The following is a 16,770-nucleotide window of genomic DNA, read 5'->3' as shown; positions in this document are numbered from 1 at the left end:
AATTTATGAACCGGTTTTTTCCGCTTTTTGCCATTCTATTACCGATGACTTTCGCCTCTGCGCTCGCTGCGCAAGAAACGGACTGGGCGGCGATTATGGCCGAAACCGCTTGGGACTGGCATCCGGGGGATCTTGTTTTCCGCAATGGGCTCAATGCCTTCGACGACACGTTGCGGCAGGCACAGGGTGCGGAATGGGCTTCGGTCGGCATTATGCGGGCCTCCAGCGGCAGCCCGCGCGTAGTCTATGCCGATGAGGTGGAGGGCGTGACCGAAGTTATGGTCGAGCAGTTTCTCGATGGGTTGGACGAGGGGGATTATGCCGTCTACCGGATCGAGGCGCTCGATCCCAACCGCACGGGCAAGCAGATGGAACAGGGGCCGATTGCGAAATTCGCGCTGCGTAAGGCCTATGAAGCGCCTTTTGACCCGTGGATGCAGTTGGGCAATGGGCGATATTATAATGCCGAACTGCCCTATCGCGCGGCGCTTGCGGCGGGCGTTGACCTTGGTCCGCTTGTGCCGTTGCGGAAAATCGCGGCCCGAAGCGATGCGGTCAAAGCCCTGCTGCTGCAGGACTGGCGCGCAAATCCGGCCTGCCAGCCTGAAAGCGGCATCACCACCAAAGCTGCCTGTTGGGACGCGATTGCGGATGGGGCTGTGATCACAACGGACGGCATACGCAATTCTGCCGCCGTCACCCGCATCTTCCCCAATTAAGGGAGCATGTCACGCCCCCTGACCCAGCATATTGACCGCTACGCGGGTCTGCGTGAAACGGGGGCTGCTTTTCACGCTCCAAGCGGCAAGAATCGCCACTCTTATCGCGTCCTTGCCCTGAGACCGGTCATAAAGAAAGATGCCCAGAAAGCATGTTTCCATATAGAGGAAGATGGTGGGCGATGAGGGATTTGAACCCCCGACATCATCGATGTGAACGATGCGCTCTACCACTGAGCTAATCGCCCTCCATGAGGCGGTGTTTAGCCTCCCGCGCGCGCAGGTGCAAGAGGCTATATGAAGTTTTTTAAACTTCTTCCTCATCAGCCGTTTCCGGCCCCTGCGCGGCAGAACTGCGTCGCAATTTCAAGACCATAACCTCGCCCTGCCCCTTAGTGTCGCGCCGCGCGACGCGCAGTTTCCCAAGCGGCGGCAAGATCAGCGGCACGTCCTGCGACAGAGCCTCCCCCAGCTCTTCCAGCAGCGCATCCATCGCCGCTTTCACCTGCGGTTTTTTCAACCCGCTCCGCGCCACGACCCGTTCGATCAGATCTTTCTTGCGCAAGGCAATCTGGGCCTGCGGTGGGGTAGCGGCCTCGGTATCGACCGGCATGGCTTCAAGGCCAGCGCCCGGCTCGGGAGTATCAGACGACATGCTCTAACAACCTTTCTTGCGAGATGGTGCGCCCTCAGATTAGCGGCTCTATGGTCGAATCGGAAGGGCCCCACAAAAGAGAACGGGCGCAGGTTTCCCCACGCCCGTTCCAAATAAAGACCATGCCCCTTAATGGGTCACAGCGCCCTGCCCCGATTGGGCCGCTGCCGCCGCTTTGGCCGCTGCGGCGGCCTCTTCGGCCTCTTCATCCCATTCGACCGGCTCGGGTTTGCGCACCAGCGCCTGTTCCAAGACCTCGCGTACATGGGTCACGGGAATGATCTTCAGGCCTTCCTTCACATTCTCCGGAATATCGGCCAGATCCTTCTCGTTCTCCTCGGGGATGAACACCGTCTTGATGCCCCCGCGCAGAGCGGCCAGCAGCTTTTCTTTCAAGCCACCAATCGGCATCGCATTCCCGCGCAAGGAGACCTCGCCCGTCATCGCGATATCCTTGCGGATCGGAATCTGCGTCAGAACCGACACAATCGAGGTCACCATGGCAAGGCCAGCCGAAGGCCCGTCCTTCGGGGTTGCCCCATCCGGCACGTGCACGTGGATGTCCCACTTTTCGAAACGCGGCGGCTTGATCCCGATTTCCGGCGCGATCGAGCGGACATAGCTGGAAGCCGCATCAATCGATTCCTTCATCACATCGCCCAGCTTACCGGTGGTCTTCATCCGGCCCTTACCGGGCAGTCGAAGCGCTTCGATATGCAGAAGATCACCGCCCACTTGCGTCCACGCAAGGCCGGTCACCACGCCCACCTGATCTTCCTTCTCGGCCAGACCATAGCGGAATTTCTTCACGCCCAGATAGTCGCCAAGCTTCGCGCTATCCACGTCGATATGCTTGATCTCGCCCTTGGACTTGATGATCTCGGTCACGGCTTTCCGCGCCACTTTGGCCACTTCGCGTTCAAGGTTCCGCACACCGGCCTCGCGCGTGTAATAGCGCACGATATCGGTGATCGCCTCATCCTCGATCTCGAATTCGGACTTCTTCAGACCATGCGCCTTCACCTGTTTCGGCACGAGGTGACGCTTGGAGATTTCGAGCTTCTCGTCCTCAGTGTAGCCCGAGAGCGAAATGATCTCCATCCGGTCCAGAAGCGGACCCGGCATATTATAGCTATTGGCCGTGGTCAGGAACATCACATCCGACAGGTCATATTCGACCTCGAGGTAATGGTCGACAAAGGTCGAATTCTGTTCCGGATCAAGCACTTCCAGCATAGCCGACGCCGGATCGCCACGGAAGTCCTGCCCCATCTTGTCGATCTCGTCCAAGAGGATCAGCGGGTTCGTGGTCTTGGCTTTCTTCAGCGCCTGAATGATCTTGCCCGGCATCGAGCCGATATAGGTCCGGCGGTGGCCACGAATCTCGGATTCGTCGCGCACGCCCCCCAGCGAGATGCGGATGAACTCGCGCCCCGTGGCTTTGGCGACCGACCGGCCCAGCGAGGTTTTCCCCACGCCCGGAGGGCCGACAAGGCACATGATCGGGCCTTTCAGCTTGGCCGAACGCGCCTGCACGGCGAGATATTCGACGATCCGCTCTTTGACCTTTTCCAGACCGTAGTGATCGGTATCAAGGATCTCTTCGGCGCGGCCCAGATCTTTCTTCACGCGCGATTTGGTGCCCCACGGAATCGACAGCATCCAGTCGAGATAGTTGCGCACGACGGTCGCCTCTGCCGACATCGGGCTCATATTCTTGAGCTTCTTGACCTCGGCATCGGCCTTCTCGCGCGCCTCTTTCGACAGTTTGGTATTGGCGATCTTCTCTTCCAGCTCGGCGATCTCGTTCTGACCGTCCTCGCCATCGCCCAATTCCTTCTGAATGGCCTTCATCTGCTCATTCAGATAGTATTCGCGCTGCGTCTTCTCCATCTGGTTCTTGACGCGGGTCTTGATCTTTTTCTCGACCTGCAGAACCGAGACCTCGCCCTGCATCAGGCCATATACCTTTTCCAGACGCTCGGAGATGTCCAGCGTTTCCAGCAGTTCCTGCTTGCGCCCGACTTCCAGCCCCAGATGACCCGAGACAAGATCGGCCAGCTCTGCCGGCTCGCGCGTGTCGGAGACGGCGGTCAGCGCCTCTTCGGGGATATTCTTCTTGATCTTGGCGTAACGCTCGAATTCTTCGGCGACCGACCCCAGCAGCGCCGAGATGGTTTCCTCGTCGCCGCGCACCTCTTCCAGAAGCTCGGCGCGGACCTCGAAGAAATCCTCATTATCGACAAATTCGGTGATGCGCACGCGCGTCTTGCCCTCAACCAGCACTTTAACGGTGCCATCGGGCAATTTCAGCAGTTGCAGCACATTGGCAAGAACGCCGGTCCGGAAGATACCATCGGTATCGGGCTCATCCACGCTGGGATCTATCTGGCTGGCCAGAAGAATCTGACGATCCTCGGCCATCACCTCTTCCAGCGCACGTACCGATTTTTCGCGGCCCACGAACAGCGGCACGATCATGTGCGGGAACACAACGATATCGCGCAGCGGCAGAACCGGATGGGTTTGCGAGGAGATTTCGGTCATGGTCATTCCTTATATGGCGAAAGAGAACCGGCCCCGTTTCGGCAACCCCGTCTCTTCCCTAGTCCAGCAATAGATAGGCGGCGTCTCGTGCCTGTTCAACCACCTCTGCGTTACGCAAATGTTACGTCAAGCACGGGCGGAAAGCGATATATGGATCGCAAGAGTGCGAATATATTTTTCAGAATTTTCGTGAAATATTGTTGCGTATGCGAATTGCATTCGGTAATCTTAATTCGTGGATAGGTGAGAATAACCTAAAGGATAAGCGCCATGAATACCCAGCAACGTCCAGCGCAAGCCGCTCTTCGGCAATTCCTCCGCGTCTCTTCGATCAAGGGATGCATGGCGCATGCCGCAACGGTCACCCTGCCTTCGGGATGGTGGGTCCTTCCCAGTGCGGGGTTGGGTCTGGCAAGCTATCTGCTGGTGGCGCTGGCGATCTGGTCGGCCCATTGAGCGCAGCAGGTGCCGCCCCTTAACGGGGCAGCACGATCTCGGCCATCAAACCGCCAAGCGACGGGCTTTCGCGCAAATTGAGATTGCCACCGTGGGCGCGCACGATATCGGATGCGATTGACAGCCCGAGGCCCACGCCCTGCCCCAAATCCTGATTGCGCGCCGGATCAAGGCGCGTGAACGGGCGCAGGGCCTCTTCGCGGCGCTCGGGCGCGATGCCCGGCCCCGGATCCTCGACCGCGATCTTGATGGTCTTTTCTCCCAAACTCACACCAACCTCGGCCTGCCCGCCATAGCGCAGCGCATTGCCGATCAGATTGTCGAGCGCGCGCCGGATATCGTCGCCGCGCAGTTTCGCAATGACCTCTCCCGCCTCCGGACAATCACCCAGAATCACGGGGCGCCCGCTGCGTTGGGCATAGTGCACCGCCTCGCGGACAAGCTGGCCGATATCGGTGTCATCCGGCGCGGCGGCCTGTGCCTGATTACGCGAGAATTCGAGGAAAGCGTCGATCAGACGGCCCATCTCGGCCACATCCATCTCCATATCCTCGATATCCTTGGCATCTTCGGGGTCGCGCGGCAGCATCGACAGGCCAAGACGCAACCGCGTCAGGGGGGTGCGCAGGTCATGGCTAATGGCCGACAGCATCATCGTGCGCTGTTCGATATGCCGCTCGATCCGGTTGCGCATATCCAGAAAGGCCGCCCCCGCCGAGCGCACCTCCGTCGCCCCCGAAATCTTGTAGGGCACAGACTGACCACGCCCGAAGGCTTCGGCCATCAACGCCAGATGCCGGATCGGCTTGAGCTGGTTGCGCAGGAACAAGAACGCCACGACCGTCATCAGCAGCCCGACCACCAGCATCAGCACAAGAAGCTGATGCGGGTTCGACGCAGAGGCCCTTTGACGGGAAAAGTCTATCTTCATCAGACCTTTGTCGGTTGAAACCCACAGCACCACCCGATCCCCGTCCGTCAGATCGATGGCCCGCACCGGACGGACAAGCTGGTGCAGAACGTCCATGACCACCAATCCGGTCAGGTCATAGAACTTGCGATGGTCGCCGCGTGTCTCGTCGAGAATCGCGGGCAGATCGGTGGTCATCTGCAAAGGTGTCCCGAGGCGCTCCACCTCGGCCCGCGCGGCGGACAGATCGGGGGCCTCATCCACGGCATCAATCAGCAGGTCGATTTCCAGCAGCATCGAGCCGGTCATCTGCTCGGTCACACGCTCGAAATGGCGCTGGATAAAGACAATAGATACCACAAGCTGGATCGTAACGATCGGCAGCAGGAGGATCAGCGCGCCGCGACCATAGAGCCCGCGCGGCATCATTTGTTTCAGCCACTGGAATTTCATGCCAAAACCGTAGCGAGCAGCCGCAGAAAGGGAAAGCCAAGATGCCGTGTTCCGACGAAAATAATGGCACCACGGGAGCCTATGGCATCCGCCACGTGCTGGCCCCCAATCCCTCGCCGATGACACAGAACGGCACCAACAGCTATCTGCTGGGGCAAGGCGATGTGGCGGTGATCGATCCGGGGCCGCTGGATGAGGCCCATCTTGCGGCGATTCTGGCGGCGCTGGGTCCGGATGAGCGGATCACCCATATTCTGGTGACCCATGCCCATCTTGATCATAGCGCCGGTGCCAGGGCGCTTGCCGCGAAAACGGGCGCGGCCACCTATGGATTCGGGGCGCCCCAAGCGGGTCGAAGCGCTTTGATGCAGCGATTGGCCGAGGAAGGCCAGCTTGGAGGGGGCGAAGGTATCGATCATGACTTCCTACCCGACCACAATCTGGCAGATGGGGCGCAGATCACTGTGGGCGGGGCAAGAATCACCGCCCATCACACACCGGGTCATTTCAGCAACCATCTGAGTTTCGAATTCGGCACGACGGTGTTTAGCGGTGATGTCGTCATGGGCTGGACCTCGACGGTGATCTCTCCCCCCGATGGCGATCTGGCCTCCTATTTCGCCGCGCTCGACCGGCTCGAGTCACTTGCCCCGCACCAGCTTCTGGCCGGACATGGCGCGCCAATCCTTGCCCCGCGCAAACGGATCGGCCAGTTGCGCGCCCATCGCCTTGCCCGCCATGCCCAGATTACCGAGGCCACACACGCAGACCCCGTCTGCGCCACAACGCTCGCGCGGCAGATCTATGGCGATCTGCCCCCCCGCATCCTGCAAGCCGCAACCCGGAATTGTCTGGCCCATCTCATTGACATGATGGAAAAAGATGAGCTTTCGGTGGCAGGTCCCATCACCGATCAGGCGATTTTTCAACGAAGATGAATTTCTGCCAAAAAAACGTCATTTAGCCTCTTGCATGCCCGAAAACCCGTCGCTATACAGCGCCACATGTTCCGGCGTAGCTCAGCGGTAGAGCAGTTGACTGTTAATCAATTGGTCGTAGGTTCGATCCCTACCGCCGGAGCCAACATCCCGTCATCTGGGTCAAGATGAAATACCGTGTTCCGGCGTAGCTCAGCGGTAGAGCAGTTGACTGTTAATCAATTGGTCGTAGGTTCGATCCCTACCGCCGGAGCCATTCTTTCAAGAATGAATTATAAAACAGAGTGTTAGAAAATTTTCTTCACTCTCTTTTTCATTAATTCGACCTCTGTGCCCACGCATGCGTCCCTTTCGTCCGCTATTGGCAATAGCAATGCGTGGTGTCTCACTATCGTAAAACTGGACTCTCACAATCTGGATGGCGCCCGAAACTCGTGCGAAGAAAAGAGGATCCGAGGTCCGCGAGAGGCTGATGGTAATCCGCTGCAATACGCCGACCGTCGACATGAACTCTTGGCCTGCGACACTGATCACGCCCGCAGCGTCACAGGCCGTGATGACTTCGACAGTGTCAACAGTGTCATAGACTTCGCAGAATATCATAACGACAGGATCAGTCGTGGTGGAACGGGTCCACATAGGCACCAAGGCGAAGCTGCCGAATGCCTACCCTGCACACTCACGTCAGGTCAGTAGGTTTCGTAAGCAGCACCGTCATCATACCCGTTACTGCCGACAATCGCATCAGCAGTTGCGATAACGCCCGTCAGGCACTTCGACATGACATAGGAGACGATGTGCTTTCGACGGGAGCGGACACCCCGCTGCCATCCGTCGTACACCCGCCCGTGAAACTGTCACCGACAGACATCACCTTGCACCGACAGGCCACCAGTAGCGTACGGTCTTTGCGAGGGTGAATTTCACGGGGGGCTTCTTAAGGGGGATTGGGGCAATTCGGGGAAGCGCACAAACCGCCGCCGAGGAGCTCGGAAGCCGAACGGGCTCAAAGCGGATGTTCGCCCTCGGCGGTCAGAGCGCAAAGGACGGCGGGACCTGCACTAGCAGAAGGCGGGGGATCGGCCCTGTTATGGTTGGAAAAAGAAATCCAATATGTTTTGATCAGTATATTGGGTATATTTATCCCCTTAGCACAACTACGTGTAATTGTCTTATGATATCTCCGCATATCGCCTGCGCGCAAATGCGGATTGTGCGTTAGGCAGATCAATTTATAAAACGGCCTAGCTTACGAAAGTAGGCTGAAAGCGTAACGAGTTTCCTTTTAATCCGGATACTGTTCGAAAATCCGGTTGCTTGGCTTCGGGATCGGCTCCGCTCGTTCCAGAAGTGGATGCCCTTTCGATGACGCGGCCAAGTACAGTGGCGTGTTTTACGAGTGCAGGTTCTCAGGGTTCGTACCGTTGGGCCAGTCGGTCCGCGGTATCGACCTTTTCCTGATCCTTCCGATATGCGTCCTTCAGATATGCGGTGTCGAGCGCGGTTCGAGCGTGGCCCATGCCAGGCAGGGACCATGCGCCTATCGCCCGGGGGCGATAGTTTCCCGCCTTTCTGCCTCAGGCGCTGTGCCGTGTTTTGCGCATCAGATAGATATCCATGATCCAGCCGTGGGTTCTGCGGGCCTCGGCGCGGGTCTTCATGATCTGCGGTGCCATGCGCGAGAGCGGGCCGCTCAGGCGGATTTCTTCTTTCATACCGGCATAGGCGGACCACCAGATCTCGAGACCTTCCGGGTCGAGAGCCTCGAAGGCTCCGCCCTGATCCAGCATTACGACAACTGTCCCGATGCCTTCGGGCCAGCCCTCCTGGCGCAGCTTGCGTCCGGTGGTGATGGCCACGGCCGCGCCGATTTCGTTCAGCGGGATCGCGTGGCCCGCAGTCATCGCCTGTATCGCGGTGATCCCGGGCACAACGCTCAGCTCGAGCGGGGTAGCGCGCGCCACCCTTTCGGCAATGCGCAGGGTGCTGTCGTAAAGCGACGGATCGCCCCAGACCAGAAACCCCGCGCGCCCGCCTTTTGGCAAGGCCGCGTGCAATTCGCGCTCCCAGATGCGGGCAATGTCGTCATGCCAGTCATCGACCCTGCGACGGTAATCGGGTTGGGCGGGGTCGCGCACCGGCAACCGGAATTCGCGCAACTGTGGCCCCTGCGTGCCGGTGACCCTGGCACAGATCGCGCGGCGCGCTTCGGCCAGATCGTCTTTCCCGGGGCCCTTGAGCGGGATCAGGATCACATCGCAGGCCCTGATCGCGTCAATGGCCTGCAAGGTCAGATGGTCAGGATTACCGGCCCCGATCCCGATCAGCGACAGATGGAACATCCTACTCCCCCGAAAGATGAAAAGCGCGCCCCTTGCGGAACGCGCCTTGTCTTTAACAGGTTGGAACGGGGCTCACCAGTTCTTCGCCCCGTTTCTTCCGCGAAACCGTCGCGCGGCCTCAGGCGGTATAGACCCGCGAAAGCACGAAACGGTTGCGCCCGATCGCCTTGGCACCGGCCAGAACGGCCAGATCGATCAGCGGCTCCAGCAGGATCACCGACATATAGGCAATGCCGAAGGTCGCCACATTTGCCAAAGACGCCGCCGAGACGCCCTCGCCATAAAGGACCCAGAACGCGACCCAGGCGACAACGCCCCCCTGATAGGCGGTCGAAAGTGCCAGCGCCTGACGATAGGTGATATCGGCATAGGCCGTGTGAGGCGCGATGAGACGTTTGGCCAGTGCCGAAAGCGCAAAAAGCGGGACCAGCAGCGTGGTGACGTTCATGAAATATTGCGGCAGATCGAAGGGGGCAAAGAACAGCCCCTGCAGCAGCAGCCCCATTGCCAGACCGATGGCCGCCGGCACAAGGCCCAAAGTCAGGAACAGCGTCGAGCCCAGAATCAGGTGGACTTCGGACACGCCGACCGCGTGATGCGGAAAGACTTCGAAAAACACGAAAACGGCAGCGGTGGCCGCAACGGCGCGTGCAAGCGTGACCGGCAGGTCGCCAAGATGGAGGGTTTTGATCGCCTCGCGGGTGACATAGGTGGCCGCGCCTGCGGCGGTGGCATAGCTCAGAAACAGTTTGGCGCCCGTAACGACGCCCGGTTCGATATGCATAGCGGTATCTCCCTGCCGTCGACCCCGACGGCGTGATTGATGGAACAGACAGGGCTTGCGCCCCGACGCACGGCAGGTCTCCTGACTTGCGGTTCATCGCCATCGCGCCGCCTTCCCCCGATTTCGGACCGGAGTGGCTGTCAGGCGCGGACTCGCCGCTTACAGTTGCGGGGGCAGTTCCGGATTTGGCGCCTGATGGCTACACCGCACCGGATTCCCTTTTCATCCGGCAACACCTCTTGGCTGCCGGAAACCGTCTCTCCGGTTTTGAATAAGCAAAGGGCTCAGGTCAATAAGACCTAAGCCCCGAGCGAAAATTTTTTCTCTATAGCTGTCTCGGATTCGCGTCTCAGGCGGGGGCAAGCGCCCCGTAAAAGATCAATGCCGGTTTTTGCGACACGGCTCCGGCGGATAGTTCCGCCGTTATCTTGGCCGCCAGCGCGCGCATCGTGCCGCGCCAGATCACCTCGTCTGGATGGGAAATCGATTCGGCCATCAGCGCCGGAGTGTCCAGATCCAGCCCCGCCTCGGCCAGCCGCTCGGACAGCGCAACAAAGGTCCGGCGTGCCATATAGACCGCCGTAACGGCCTGTGGATCGGCCAGCGCGGCCATATTCATCTCGTCGGGCAGCGCCCCCGTGACATCATGGCCGGTGACAAATTGCAGCCGCCGCGCCGTCAACCGCCGTGTCAGCGGGATTTGCGCCGCCGCTGCCGCCGAAGAGGCCGCCGTCACCCCGGGAACGATCTCGAAGGCGATCCCCGCCGCACGGCAGGCGGCCAGTTCTTCTTCCAGCCGCCCGAAAATACCGCAATCGCCGGATTTCAGCCGCACCACCTTGCCGCCGCTGCGGGCATGGTCGACCAGAAGGCGGCTGACATGGTCCTGTTTCGGCGAGGGGCGCCCTGCCCGCTTGCCAACGCCGATCAGGTCACAATCGGGGCGTGCAAGATCAAGGATCGGTCCGGCAGAGAGATCATCGAACAGGATGGCGTCGGCCTGCCGGATACGGTCGGCGGCGCGCAGGGTCAAAAGCTCCGGATCCCCCGGACCCGACGAGACGAAACTGACGAAACCGCTCATGCGACCTCCGAAATCAGGTGAAAGAATGTCCCGCTGACATAGCCCCTGCGCGAGCCGGTTTCCACCACCGATGCACCCGCCGCATCCACCACCTCGGCCAAAGGCAGATCGGGTTGCGCGAGGATGGTCGAGAAATGGAACTCGTGCCCGCGCAGCTTTTGGCCTGCCGCCAGACCGGGGATGGGCGCGGCCAAGGTGGCCAGCCGGTAGCCCAGATGCATCTTGCGCGCCGCATAGGATGTCTCGAGCCCCAGCAATCCTGCCATCTGGTGGCGGTGCCCGTCCTTATCGACAAGCCCTTGCCCCAACACCATATAGCCGCCGCATTCGCCATGCACGGGGCGGGTTCCGGCCAAGGCCGTCAGACCCGCCAGAAAACGCCCGTTCGCAGCCAGACGCCCTGCATGCAATTCGGGATAACCACCGGGCAGCCAGACGCAATCGGCGCTTGGGTCGGGGGCCTCATCCGCCAGCGGCGAGAAGGGCATGATCTCGGCCCCTGCGGCGCGCCATCCTGTTACAAGATGCGGATAGAGAAAGGAAAATGCCTGATCCTGCGCAAGCGCGATGCGTTGTCCGGGCGGGGGAACGGGGCGTCCGGCCCCTGCGGGACATTGCGTCGGTGCGGCCAGTTCACGGATCTGCGCCAGATCCAGATGGGCGGTCACCAGATCAGCCATCGCGTCAATCTGTGTCTCAAGCTCGGGGCGCTCGCTGGCCTGAACCAGCCCCAGATGGCGCGAGGGCATTTCAAGCCCCCTGACCCGCGGCAGGCAGCCCAGACAGGGCACAGCCGCTGCGGCCAGACCCTCGCGCACCATCGCCTCGTGACGCGGGCTGGCCACGCGGTTGACCACCACGCCCGCCACCCGCACATCGGCGCGCAGCCGTGCAAAGCCCAAGGCCACCGCGCCGACCGATTGTGCCTGGCCGGATGCATCGATCACCAGCACCACGGGCCAGCCTGTCAGCGCCGACAGATCCGCCGCCGTCCCGCGCGCCGTAGCCCCGATCGCGGCGACCCCGTCAAACAACCCCATCGCGCCTTCCGCGATCACCAGATCGGCCCCCTGCGCAGTGGCGATGATCTGCCCCATCAGCCCCGTCGGCATCGCCCAGCTGTCAAGATTGGCCGAGGCCATGCCCGAGGCCGCATGATGAAAGCCCGGATCGATGTAATCCGGCCCCGCCTTGAACGGGCGGACCACCACGCCCGCCCGCCGGAAGGCGCGGAGCAAGCCCAATGTCAGCGTGGTTTTGCCAGTGCCCGATCCGGTGGCCGAGACGATCAGCCCGTCGGGGATCATTCCTGCCCCTCCGGAAAGCGCGGCGCGGTGCCCACGGGGCGGTAGCGGCGGTCGTAATCGCCCGCGTAAAGGCAGCTCTCGGCAAAGCCTTCCTGCGCAAGGCTCCGCCCCACCAGAATAAGTGCCGTGCGCCCGCGCAGCCCGTCACTGGCGGCAATCACCTCGCCCAGATGCGAGCGCAGGATCTGCTGGTCGGGCCAGCTTGCGCGCCAGACCACGGCCACCGGACAATCCGCCCCGTAAAACGGGGTCAGCCGCGCGACGACCTCGTCAAGCACATGCACCGACAGATGGATCGCCAAGGTCGCGCCGCTGCGTGCAAAGGTTTCCAGCGTCTCGTTTTCCGGCATGGGCGAGGCGCGGCCCGAGGTGCGCGTCAGCACCAGCGATTGCGCGACACCGGGCAGGGTCAGTTCGGTTTCAAGTGCCGCCGCCGCCGCCGCAAAGCTGGGCACGCCGGGGCAGATCTCGTAGGGGATGGCCTCGGCACGCAGACGGCGCAGCTGTTCGCCCATCGCCGACCAGATCGACAGATCCCCCGAATGAAGCCGCGCCACATCCTGCCCGGCCTGATGCGCCTTACGGAGTTCGGCGATGATCTCGTCCAGTGACAGCGGAGCGGTATTGATGATCCGCGCGCCGCTCGGGCAATGCGCCAGCAGCGCCTCGGGCACCAGCGATCCGGCATAGAGGCAGACCGGACAGGCGGCAATCAGATCGCGCCCGCGCAAGGTAATCAGGTCGGCGGCCCCCGGGCCCGCGCCGATGAAATAAACGGTCATTCCTTCTTCTCTCCCTTCAGGCTGTCGGCAAGGGCGGTCGTCATTGTGCCGCAGGGCGAGATAGCCCTTGGCTGCACGATCCGCGCCTCCGGCCCTGCCGCCACAAGCGCCAGTGCCTCGGCCACCGAGCCGGTGCCGAACCTCTCGGCCACGCGGGCCGAATATGTGGGGGTCGCAACCCCGTTCAAACGGCTGCGCGCAATCAGGCAGACCGGCAAACCAGCGGCTTGCACGGCCTGAAGCACGGTCTGAAGCGCGGGATGATCGGCCTTATCCGCAAGGATCGCCAGCATATCGGGCGCAGCTTCGCGGGCGGCATCAAGAAGCGCCGCGAGGGCCGCGCTTTCGGCACGCGATTGCAGCCCCACTCCCAGCACCCGCGTCATCTGATGGCACTCCATTGCAGGATCGGTCGTGCCCTGTTCCAGCCACGCATGCGCCCCAGCGGTGCCTCTTCGGCCAGTTCGACCCGCAGCAGATGCCCGCCACATTCGGCCTGAAGCGCCAGATACAGCGCCTCGCTTTCCAGCGTCACCGCATTGCCCACCAGACGTGTGCCTGCGGGTATCCGCGCCCAAAGCGCTTCGAACCCTTCGCGCGACAGCCCGCCGCCGATAAAAACGGCATCGGGGGCGGCAGATGGCAGGGTCTGGGGCCACTGCCCTTCATGGATATCGATACGGTGCTCGACACCGAATTGCGCGGCGTTCTGTCCAATCTGCGCCAGCCTGTCCGGGCGCGGCTCCAGCGCGCTGGCCTGCCCGCCTGCCAAAGCCCATTCCACCGAGATAGAGCCACATCCCGCCCCCAGATCCCAGAGCCTTTCGCCCATACGCGGGGCCAGCGCCGAAAGCGTCAGCGCCCGAACGGGGCGTTTGGTGATCTGGCCGTGATGGGTGAAAAGATCATCGGGCAGGCCGAAGCCACGCGGCAGGCCCCGCCCGCCCGCAACGGCAATCGCCACCAGAACCGGTGCGCCGAAATGACCTGCCACCTGATCGGCGCGCATCCGGTGACGGCGCTCTCTCGGCCCCCCCAGCGCCTCGAAGACCGTCAGCTCCGACGCCCCGAAGCCCAAGCCCGTCAGATAGGCCCCGAGGTCGGGCACCTGTGCACCGCCGCGCAACGTCACGACCAGCTTCGCGCCCTGCTGCAAATCCGCGCGCATGCGGGCCAGCGGGGCGGCATGCAGACCGAAGCTTGTCACCTCTTCCAGCCGCCAGCCCAGCCGCGCCGCAGCCCATGACACCGACGAGACCGCCGGATGGCAGATCCAGTCCTGCGGCGACAGATGGCGCACCAGAGATCCGCCCGCCCCGTGCCAGAACGGATCGCCCGACGCCAGAACCACCACCTCCAGATCTGCGGGCCGTCCCTCGCGCAGCGCTAGAACGGGGGCCAGATCGAAGGGGATCGGCCACGCGCGCCCGCGCGCCCCCGCCCCCACCAACTCCAGATGGCGCGGCCCGCCGAAAATGACCGCCGCGCGTGCCAGAATTTCGCGGCTTGCATCCGACAGTCCCGCTGGTCCATCCTCGCCCAAACCGATTATGTGCAGCCAAGGCTTACCCATGTCCCGTATCCTTCTTCTGGGTGGCACCACCGAAGCCGCTGAAATGGCGCGCCTTCTGGCTGTTTCGGGCCAGAGCGCGGTGTATTCCTATGCCGGTCGCACCCGCGCGCCGGTGGCGCAGCCGCTGCCGCTTCGGGTGGGCGGATTTGGCGGTATCGAAGGGCTGCGCCACTATCTGCGGCACGAGACCATCACCCATGTCATCGACGCGACCCATCCTTTTGCCGCGCAGATGAGCCGCCACGCCCTGCATGCCTGTGCGGCAGAATCTGTGCAACTGTGCAGCTTCGAGCGGCTGCCCTGGCAGGCGGGGCCGCGCGACCGCTGGCGATCCGTGCCCGATATGGAAGCCGCCGCCGCCGCGCTGCCTGCCACGCCCGGCCGCATTTTTCTGGCGATCGGACGGCAGAACCTTGCGGTTTTCGCTGGGGCGCCCCAGCATCATTACCTGCTGCGTCTTGTCGATCCGCCCACAGATCCGCTGCCGCTGCCCGATGCGCAGGTCGTGCTGGCACGCGGACCGTTCGAGACGGCGCAGGATCTGGCTCTGATGTCCAAGCATTGCATCACGCTTGTGGTGGCCAAAAACGCCGGAGGACGCGGGGCGGAAGCCAAAATCGAGGCGGCCCGCCAGTTGCAGATTCCGGTGATCATGATCGAACGCCCCACACTTGCAGGGCGCCGGATCTTCCATCACGCCGATGACGTTCTGGGCTGGCTTGAAAGCACCGGTGCAGGGGCCGCGGGAGATCATGGCGTTCAGGATGCCTCGGGATAAGAGCGCGGCGTATAGGTGAACCGCCCGACCTGCCGTGTTTCGGCGGTGCCCAGAATCACGACGGTGCGCATATCGGCCATGTCTTCACGGGCCTGCCCCAGAGACACCGTCACAATCCGTTCGTCAGGGCGCGAGACATTGCGCGCAAAGGAAACCGGCACCGTTGCGGGCAACTCTTCGCGCAGGATCGCCAAAGCCTGACCGAACTGGTGCGGGCGCGAGGCCGAACGCGGATTGTAGAAGCCCATCGAAAATCCGGCCTGTGCCGCAAGCCGCAGCCGCTTCTCGATGATCGGCCACGGTTTGAGGTTATCCGACAGGTTGATGGCGCAGAAATCATGCCCCATCGGTGCCCCGATCCGCGCACTGGCCGCCAGCATCGCTGTAATGCCCGGCAGGATACGGATATCGAGATCCTGCCAGCCCTGCGGCCCCGCCTCAAGGGCCTCGAACAGCGCCGAAGCCATTGCAAACACCCCCGGATCGCCGGAGGAGACAATCACCACCCGCGCGCCCTTGGCGGCCAGTTCCAGCGCATGGCGGGCGCGGTCCAGCTCGACCCGATTGTCGCTTTCATGCTTGGTCAGCCCCGCACGGTCGGGCACGCGGCGGACATAGGGAATATAGCCGATGATATCGGTGGCCTCGGACAGCGCGGCCTGCACTTGCGGCGTCACCAGATCCTCGTCACCGGGGCCAAGCCCCGCCACTTGCAACCAGCCGCTCATGGTCTGCGCCCCTGCCCATGCACCACAACAATCGAGAAATAGGGCACCTCGCCGGTGACCTCGTCAAGCCGTCGCACGGTCTGGTTGTCCATCGTGCCATGCGTGACGATCCACGCATCCCCGAATTTACCGGCGCTCTGCAACGCGCGGGTCAGCTTCGGCAGATTGCGTCCGATCTTCATCACCACAAGTGCGTCGGTCTGCGCGATCCGTGCCGCCAGATCGGCCTCGGGCAGGGTCGCCATCGCAACGGTCAACACATCATCGCCCCATGTGATCGGCGCGCCGGTCGCCGTCCAACAGCCCGACATCCCCGTAATTCCGGGCACGACCTCAACGGGAATACGGTCCTTGAGGCGGGTATAGAGATGCATGAACGAGCCGTAGAAGAAGGGGTCGCCCTCGCAGAGCACGATCACATCCTGCCCCTGACACAGCATGGCAAGGCGCTCGGCCCAATCGTCGTAAAATTCCGAAAGCAGGCGGTTATATTCGGGGTCGGTAAAAGGGATCTCGACCGTCACCGGATAATCCATCGGATATTCGGTGACCCCGTCCGGCAACAGGCCCTCGACGATGCGGCGCGCCTGCCCCATCCGCCCCTTCTTGCGGAAATAGGCGACATGACGGGCCGCCCCCACCAGACGATGCGCCCGAACCGACATCAGATCGGGATCGCCGGGGCCAAGCCCCACACAGACAAGCTTGCCCATC

At 62.2% G+C, this 16,770-nt stretch carries 16 protein-coding genes, 3 tRNA genes and 1 riboswitch; of the genes, 6 read left to right on the top strand and 13 right to left on the bottom strand.

What is annotated here, in order from left to right:
* Positions 1-5: 5 nt before the first annotated feature.
* A complete protein-coding gene (locus tag WDB86_RS02770; RefSeq protein ID WP_406736528.1) occupies positions 6-719 on the top strand; it encodes a peptidoglycan peptidase in 714 nt (237 codons plus the stop codon).
* Positions 720-892: 173 nt separating this feature from the next.
* On the opposite strand, the gene WDB86_RS02765 is transcribed toward WDB86_RS02770, so the two are convergent.
* The 3 genes from WDB86_RS02765 to lon form a co-directional block, all read right to left on the bottom strand.
* Positions 893-967, bottom strand: a tRNA-Val gene (locus WDB86_RS02765).
* Positions 968-1,026: 59 nt separating this feature from the next.
* A complete protein-coding gene (locus WDB86_RS02760; RefSeq protein WP_339107340.1) occupies positions 1,027-1,374 on the bottom strand; it encodes an HU family DNA-binding protein in 348 nt (115 codons plus the stop codon).
* A 129-nt stretch (positions 1,375-1,503) separates the two neighbouring features.
* Positions 1,504-3,921, bottom strand: a complete 2,418-nt coding sequence (gene lon, locus WDB86_RS02755) for an endopeptidase La (RefSeq protein ID WP_406720791.1) — start codon at positions 3,919-3,921, stop codon at positions 1,504-1,506.
* A 270-nt stretch (positions 3,922-4,191) separates the two neighbouring features.
* Between lon and WDB86_RS02750 the strand changes: the two genes are divergently transcribed.
* A complete protein-coding gene (locus tag WDB86_RS02750) occupies positions 4,192-4,377 on the top strand; it encodes a hypothetical protein (RefSeq protein WP_339107342.1) in 186 nt (61 codons plus the stop codon).
* Between the two features lie 19 nt (positions 4,378-4,396).
* Here the strand turns inward: WDB86_RS02750 and WDB86_RS02745 are convergent, their stop codons facing one another.
* Entirely contained in the window at positions 4,397-5,740 is a 1,344-nt protein-coding gene (locus tag WDB86_RS02745; RefSeq protein ID WP_406736527.1) for an ATP-binding protein, read from the bottom strand.
* Positions 5,741-5,781: 41 nt separating this feature from the next.
* Here WDB86_RS02745 and WDB86_RS02740 point away from each other — a divergent pair, with 41 nt between their 5' ends.
* The 3 genes from WDB86_RS02740 to WDB86_RS02730 all read left to right on the top strand — a co-directional run bounded on the left by WDB86_RS02740 (position 5,782) and on the right by WDB86_RS02730 (position 6,934).
* Positions 5,782-6,678: an MBL fold metallo-hydrolase gene (locus WDB86_RS02740; RefSeq protein WP_406736526.1), complete on the top strand. Its 897-nt coding sequence runs from the start codon at positions 5,782-5,784 to the stop codon at positions 6,676-6,678.
* A gap of 70 nt (positions 6,679-6,748) precedes the next feature.
* A tRNA-Asn gene (locus WDB86_RS02735) sits at positions 6,749-6,823 on the top strand.
* Positions 6,824-6,859: 36 nt separating this feature from the next.
* Positions 6,860-6,934 (top strand) — tRNA-Asn (locus tag WDB86_RS02730).
* A gap of 1,321 nt (positions 6,935-8,255) precedes the next feature.
* On the opposite strand, the gene cobF is transcribed toward WDB86_RS02730, so the two are convergent.
* The 7 genes from cobF to cbiE all read right to left on the bottom strand — a co-directional run bounded on the left by cobF (position 8,256) and on the right by cbiE (position 14,550).
* Positions 8,256-9,020 (bottom strand): precorrin-6A synthase (deacetylating), encoded by a 765-nt coding sequence (gene cobF / locus WDB86_RS02725; protein ID WP_406736525.1) that lies wholly within the window; start codon positions 9,018-9,020, stop codon positions 8,256-8,258.
* 118 nt (positions 9,021-9,138) lie between these two features.
* Complete coding sequence (locus WDB86_RS02720) at positions 9,139-9,804, bottom strand: energy-coupling factor ABC transporter permease (RefSeq protein ID WP_339107346.1); 666 nt, start codon at positions 9,802-9,804, stop codon at positions 9,139-9,141.
* Between the two features lie 53 nt (positions 9,805-9,857).
* A riboswitch (cobalamin riboswitch) is annotated at positions 9,858-10,077 on the bottom strand.
* A gap of 76 nt (positions 10,078-10,153) precedes the next feature.
* Positions 10,154-10,888 (bottom strand): uroporphyrinogen-III C-methyltransferase, encoded by a 735-nt coding sequence (gene cobA / locus WDB86_RS02715; protein WP_339107347.1) that lies wholly within the window; start codon positions 10,886-10,888, stop codon positions 10,154-10,156.
* The gene (locus WDB86_RS02710; RefSeq protein ID WP_406736524.1) at positions 10,885-12,195 is read right to left on the bottom strand and encodes a cobyrinate a,c-diamide synthase; all 1,311 of its coding nucleotides are present in this window, start codon (positions 12,193-12,195) and stop codon (positions 10,885-10,887) included. Before WDB86_RS02710 ends, cobA begins: the two co-directional genes overlap by 4 nt.
* A complete protein-coding gene (gene cobM, locus WDB86_RS02705; RefSeq protein WP_339107349.1) occupies positions 12,192-12,977 on the bottom strand; it encodes a precorrin-4 C(11)-methyltransferase in 786 nt (261 codons plus the stop codon). Before cobM ends, WDB86_RS02710 begins: the two co-directional genes overlap by 4 nt.
* Entirely contained in the window at positions 12,974-13,363 is a 390-nt protein-coding gene (locus tag WDB86_RS02700; RefSeq protein WP_406736523.1) for a cobalamin biosynthesis protein, read from the bottom strand. The genes cobM and WDB86_RS02700 overlap by 4 nt, the downstream gene beginning before the upstream one ends.
* Positions 13,360-14,550: a precorrin-6y C5,15-methyltransferase (decarboxylating) subunit CbiE gene (gene cbiE, locus WDB86_RS02695; protein ID WP_406736522.1), complete on the bottom strand. Its 1,191-nt coding sequence runs from the start codon at positions 14,548-14,550 to the stop codon at positions 13,360-13,362. The genes WDB86_RS02700 and cbiE overlap by 4 nt, the downstream gene beginning before the upstream one ends.
* Here cbiE and WDB86_RS02690 point away from each other — a divergent pair.
* Positions 14,549-15,328 (top strand): cobalt-precorrin-6A reductase, encoded by a 780-nt coding sequence (locus WDB86_RS02690; RefSeq protein ID WP_406736521.1) that lies wholly within the window; start codon positions 14,549-14,551, stop codon positions 15,326-15,328. The genes cbiE and WDB86_RS02690 overlap by 2 nt on opposite strands.
* On the opposite strand, the gene cobJ is transcribed toward WDB86_RS02690, so the two are convergent.
* Together cobJ and WDB86_RS02680 are read right to left on the bottom strand one after the other, a co-directional pair.
* On the bottom strand, positions 15,310-16,056 hold the full coding sequence (gene cobJ / locus WDB86_RS02685; RefSeq protein ID WP_406736520.1) for a precorrin-3B C(17)-methyltransferase: 747 nt from the start codon (positions 16,054-16,056) through the stop codon (positions 15,310-15,312). The genes WDB86_RS02690 and cobJ overlap by 19 nt on opposite strands.
* The gene (locus WDB86_RS02680; RefSeq protein WP_339107354.1) at positions 16,053-16,769 is read right to left on the bottom strand and encodes a precorrin-2 C(20)-methyltransferase; all 717 of its coding nucleotides are present in this window, start codon (positions 16,767-16,769) and stop codon (positions 16,053-16,055) included. Before WDB86_RS02680 ends, cobJ begins: the two co-directional genes overlap by 4 nt.
* Position 16,770: the final 1 nt, after the last annotated feature.

This window comes from Thioclava sp. GXIMD4215 (assembly GCF_045291555.1).
Lineage (GTDB): Bacteria > Pseudomonadota > Alphaproteobacteria > Rhodobacterales > Rhodobacteraceae > Thioclava > Thioclava litoralis.
This window is presented reverse-complemented; position numbering and strand designations above follow the sequence as displayed.

Bases quoted from the DNA above. Each gene is read 5' to 3' on its own strand.
- cobM (WP_339107349.1), bottom strand. From the start codon at position 12,977: ATGACCGTTTATTTCATCGGCGCGGGCCCGGGGGCCGCCGACCTGATT.
- WDB86_RS02720 (WP_339107346.1), bottom strand. From the start codon at position 9,804: ATGCATATCGAACCGGGCGTCGTTACGGGCGCCAAACTGTTTCTGAGC.
- lon (WP_406720791.1), bottom strand. From the start codon at position 3,921: ATGACCGAAATCTCCTCGCAAACCCATCCGGTTCTGCCGCTGCGCGAT.
- WDB86_RS02690 (WP_406736521.1), top strand. From the start codon at position 14,549: ATGTCCCGTATCCTTCTTCTGGGTGGCACCACCGAAGCCGCTGAAATG.
- WDB86_RS02750 (WP_339107342.1), top strand. From the start codon at position 4,192: ATGAATACCCAGCAACGTCCAGCGCAAGCCGCTCTTCGGCAATTCCTC.
- cobJ (WP_406736520.1), bottom strand. From the start codon at position 16,056: ATGAGCGGCTGGTTGCAAGTGGCGGGGCTTGGCCCCGGTGACGAGGAT.
- cobA (WP_339107347.1), bottom strand. From the start codon at position 10,888: ATGAGCGGTTTCGTCAGTTTCGTCTCGTCGGGTCCGGGGGATCCGGAG.
- WDB86_RS02680 (WP_339107354.1), bottom strand. From the start codon at position 16,769: ATGGGCAAGCTTGTCTGTGTGGGGCTTGGCCCCGGCGATCCCGATCTG.
- WDB86_RS02710 (WP_406736524.1), bottom strand. From the start codon at position 12,195: ATGATCCCCGACGGGCTGATCGTCTCGGCCACCGGATCGGGCACTGGC.
- WDB86_RS02740 (WP_406736526.1), top strand. From the start codon at position 5,782: ATGCCGTGTTCCGACGAAAATAATGGCACCACGGGAGCCTATGGCATC.
- WDB86_RS02700 (WP_406736523.1), bottom strand. From the start codon at position 13,363: ATGACGCGGGTGCTGGGAGTGGGGCTGCAATCGCGTGCCGAAAGCGCG.
- WDB86_RS02770 (WP_406736528.1), top strand. From the start codon at position 6: ATGAACCGGTTTTTTCCGCTTTTTGCCATTCTATTACCGATGACTTTC.
- WDB86_RS02745 (WP_406736527.1), bottom strand. From the start codon at position 5,740: ATGAAATTCCAGTGGCTGAAACAAATGATGCCGCGCGGGCTCTATGGT.
- cobF (WP_406736525.1), bottom strand. From the start codon at position 9,020: ATGTTCCATCTGTCGCTGATCGGGATCGGGGCCGGTAATCCTGACCAT.
- cbiE (WP_406736522.1), bottom strand. From the start codon at position 14,550: ATGGGTAAGCCTTGGCTGCACATAATCGGTTTGGGCGAGGATGGACCA.
- WDB86_RS02760 (WP_339107340.1), bottom strand. From the start codon at position 1,374: ATGTCGTCTGATACTCCCGAGCCGGGCGCTGGCCTTGAAGCCATGCCG.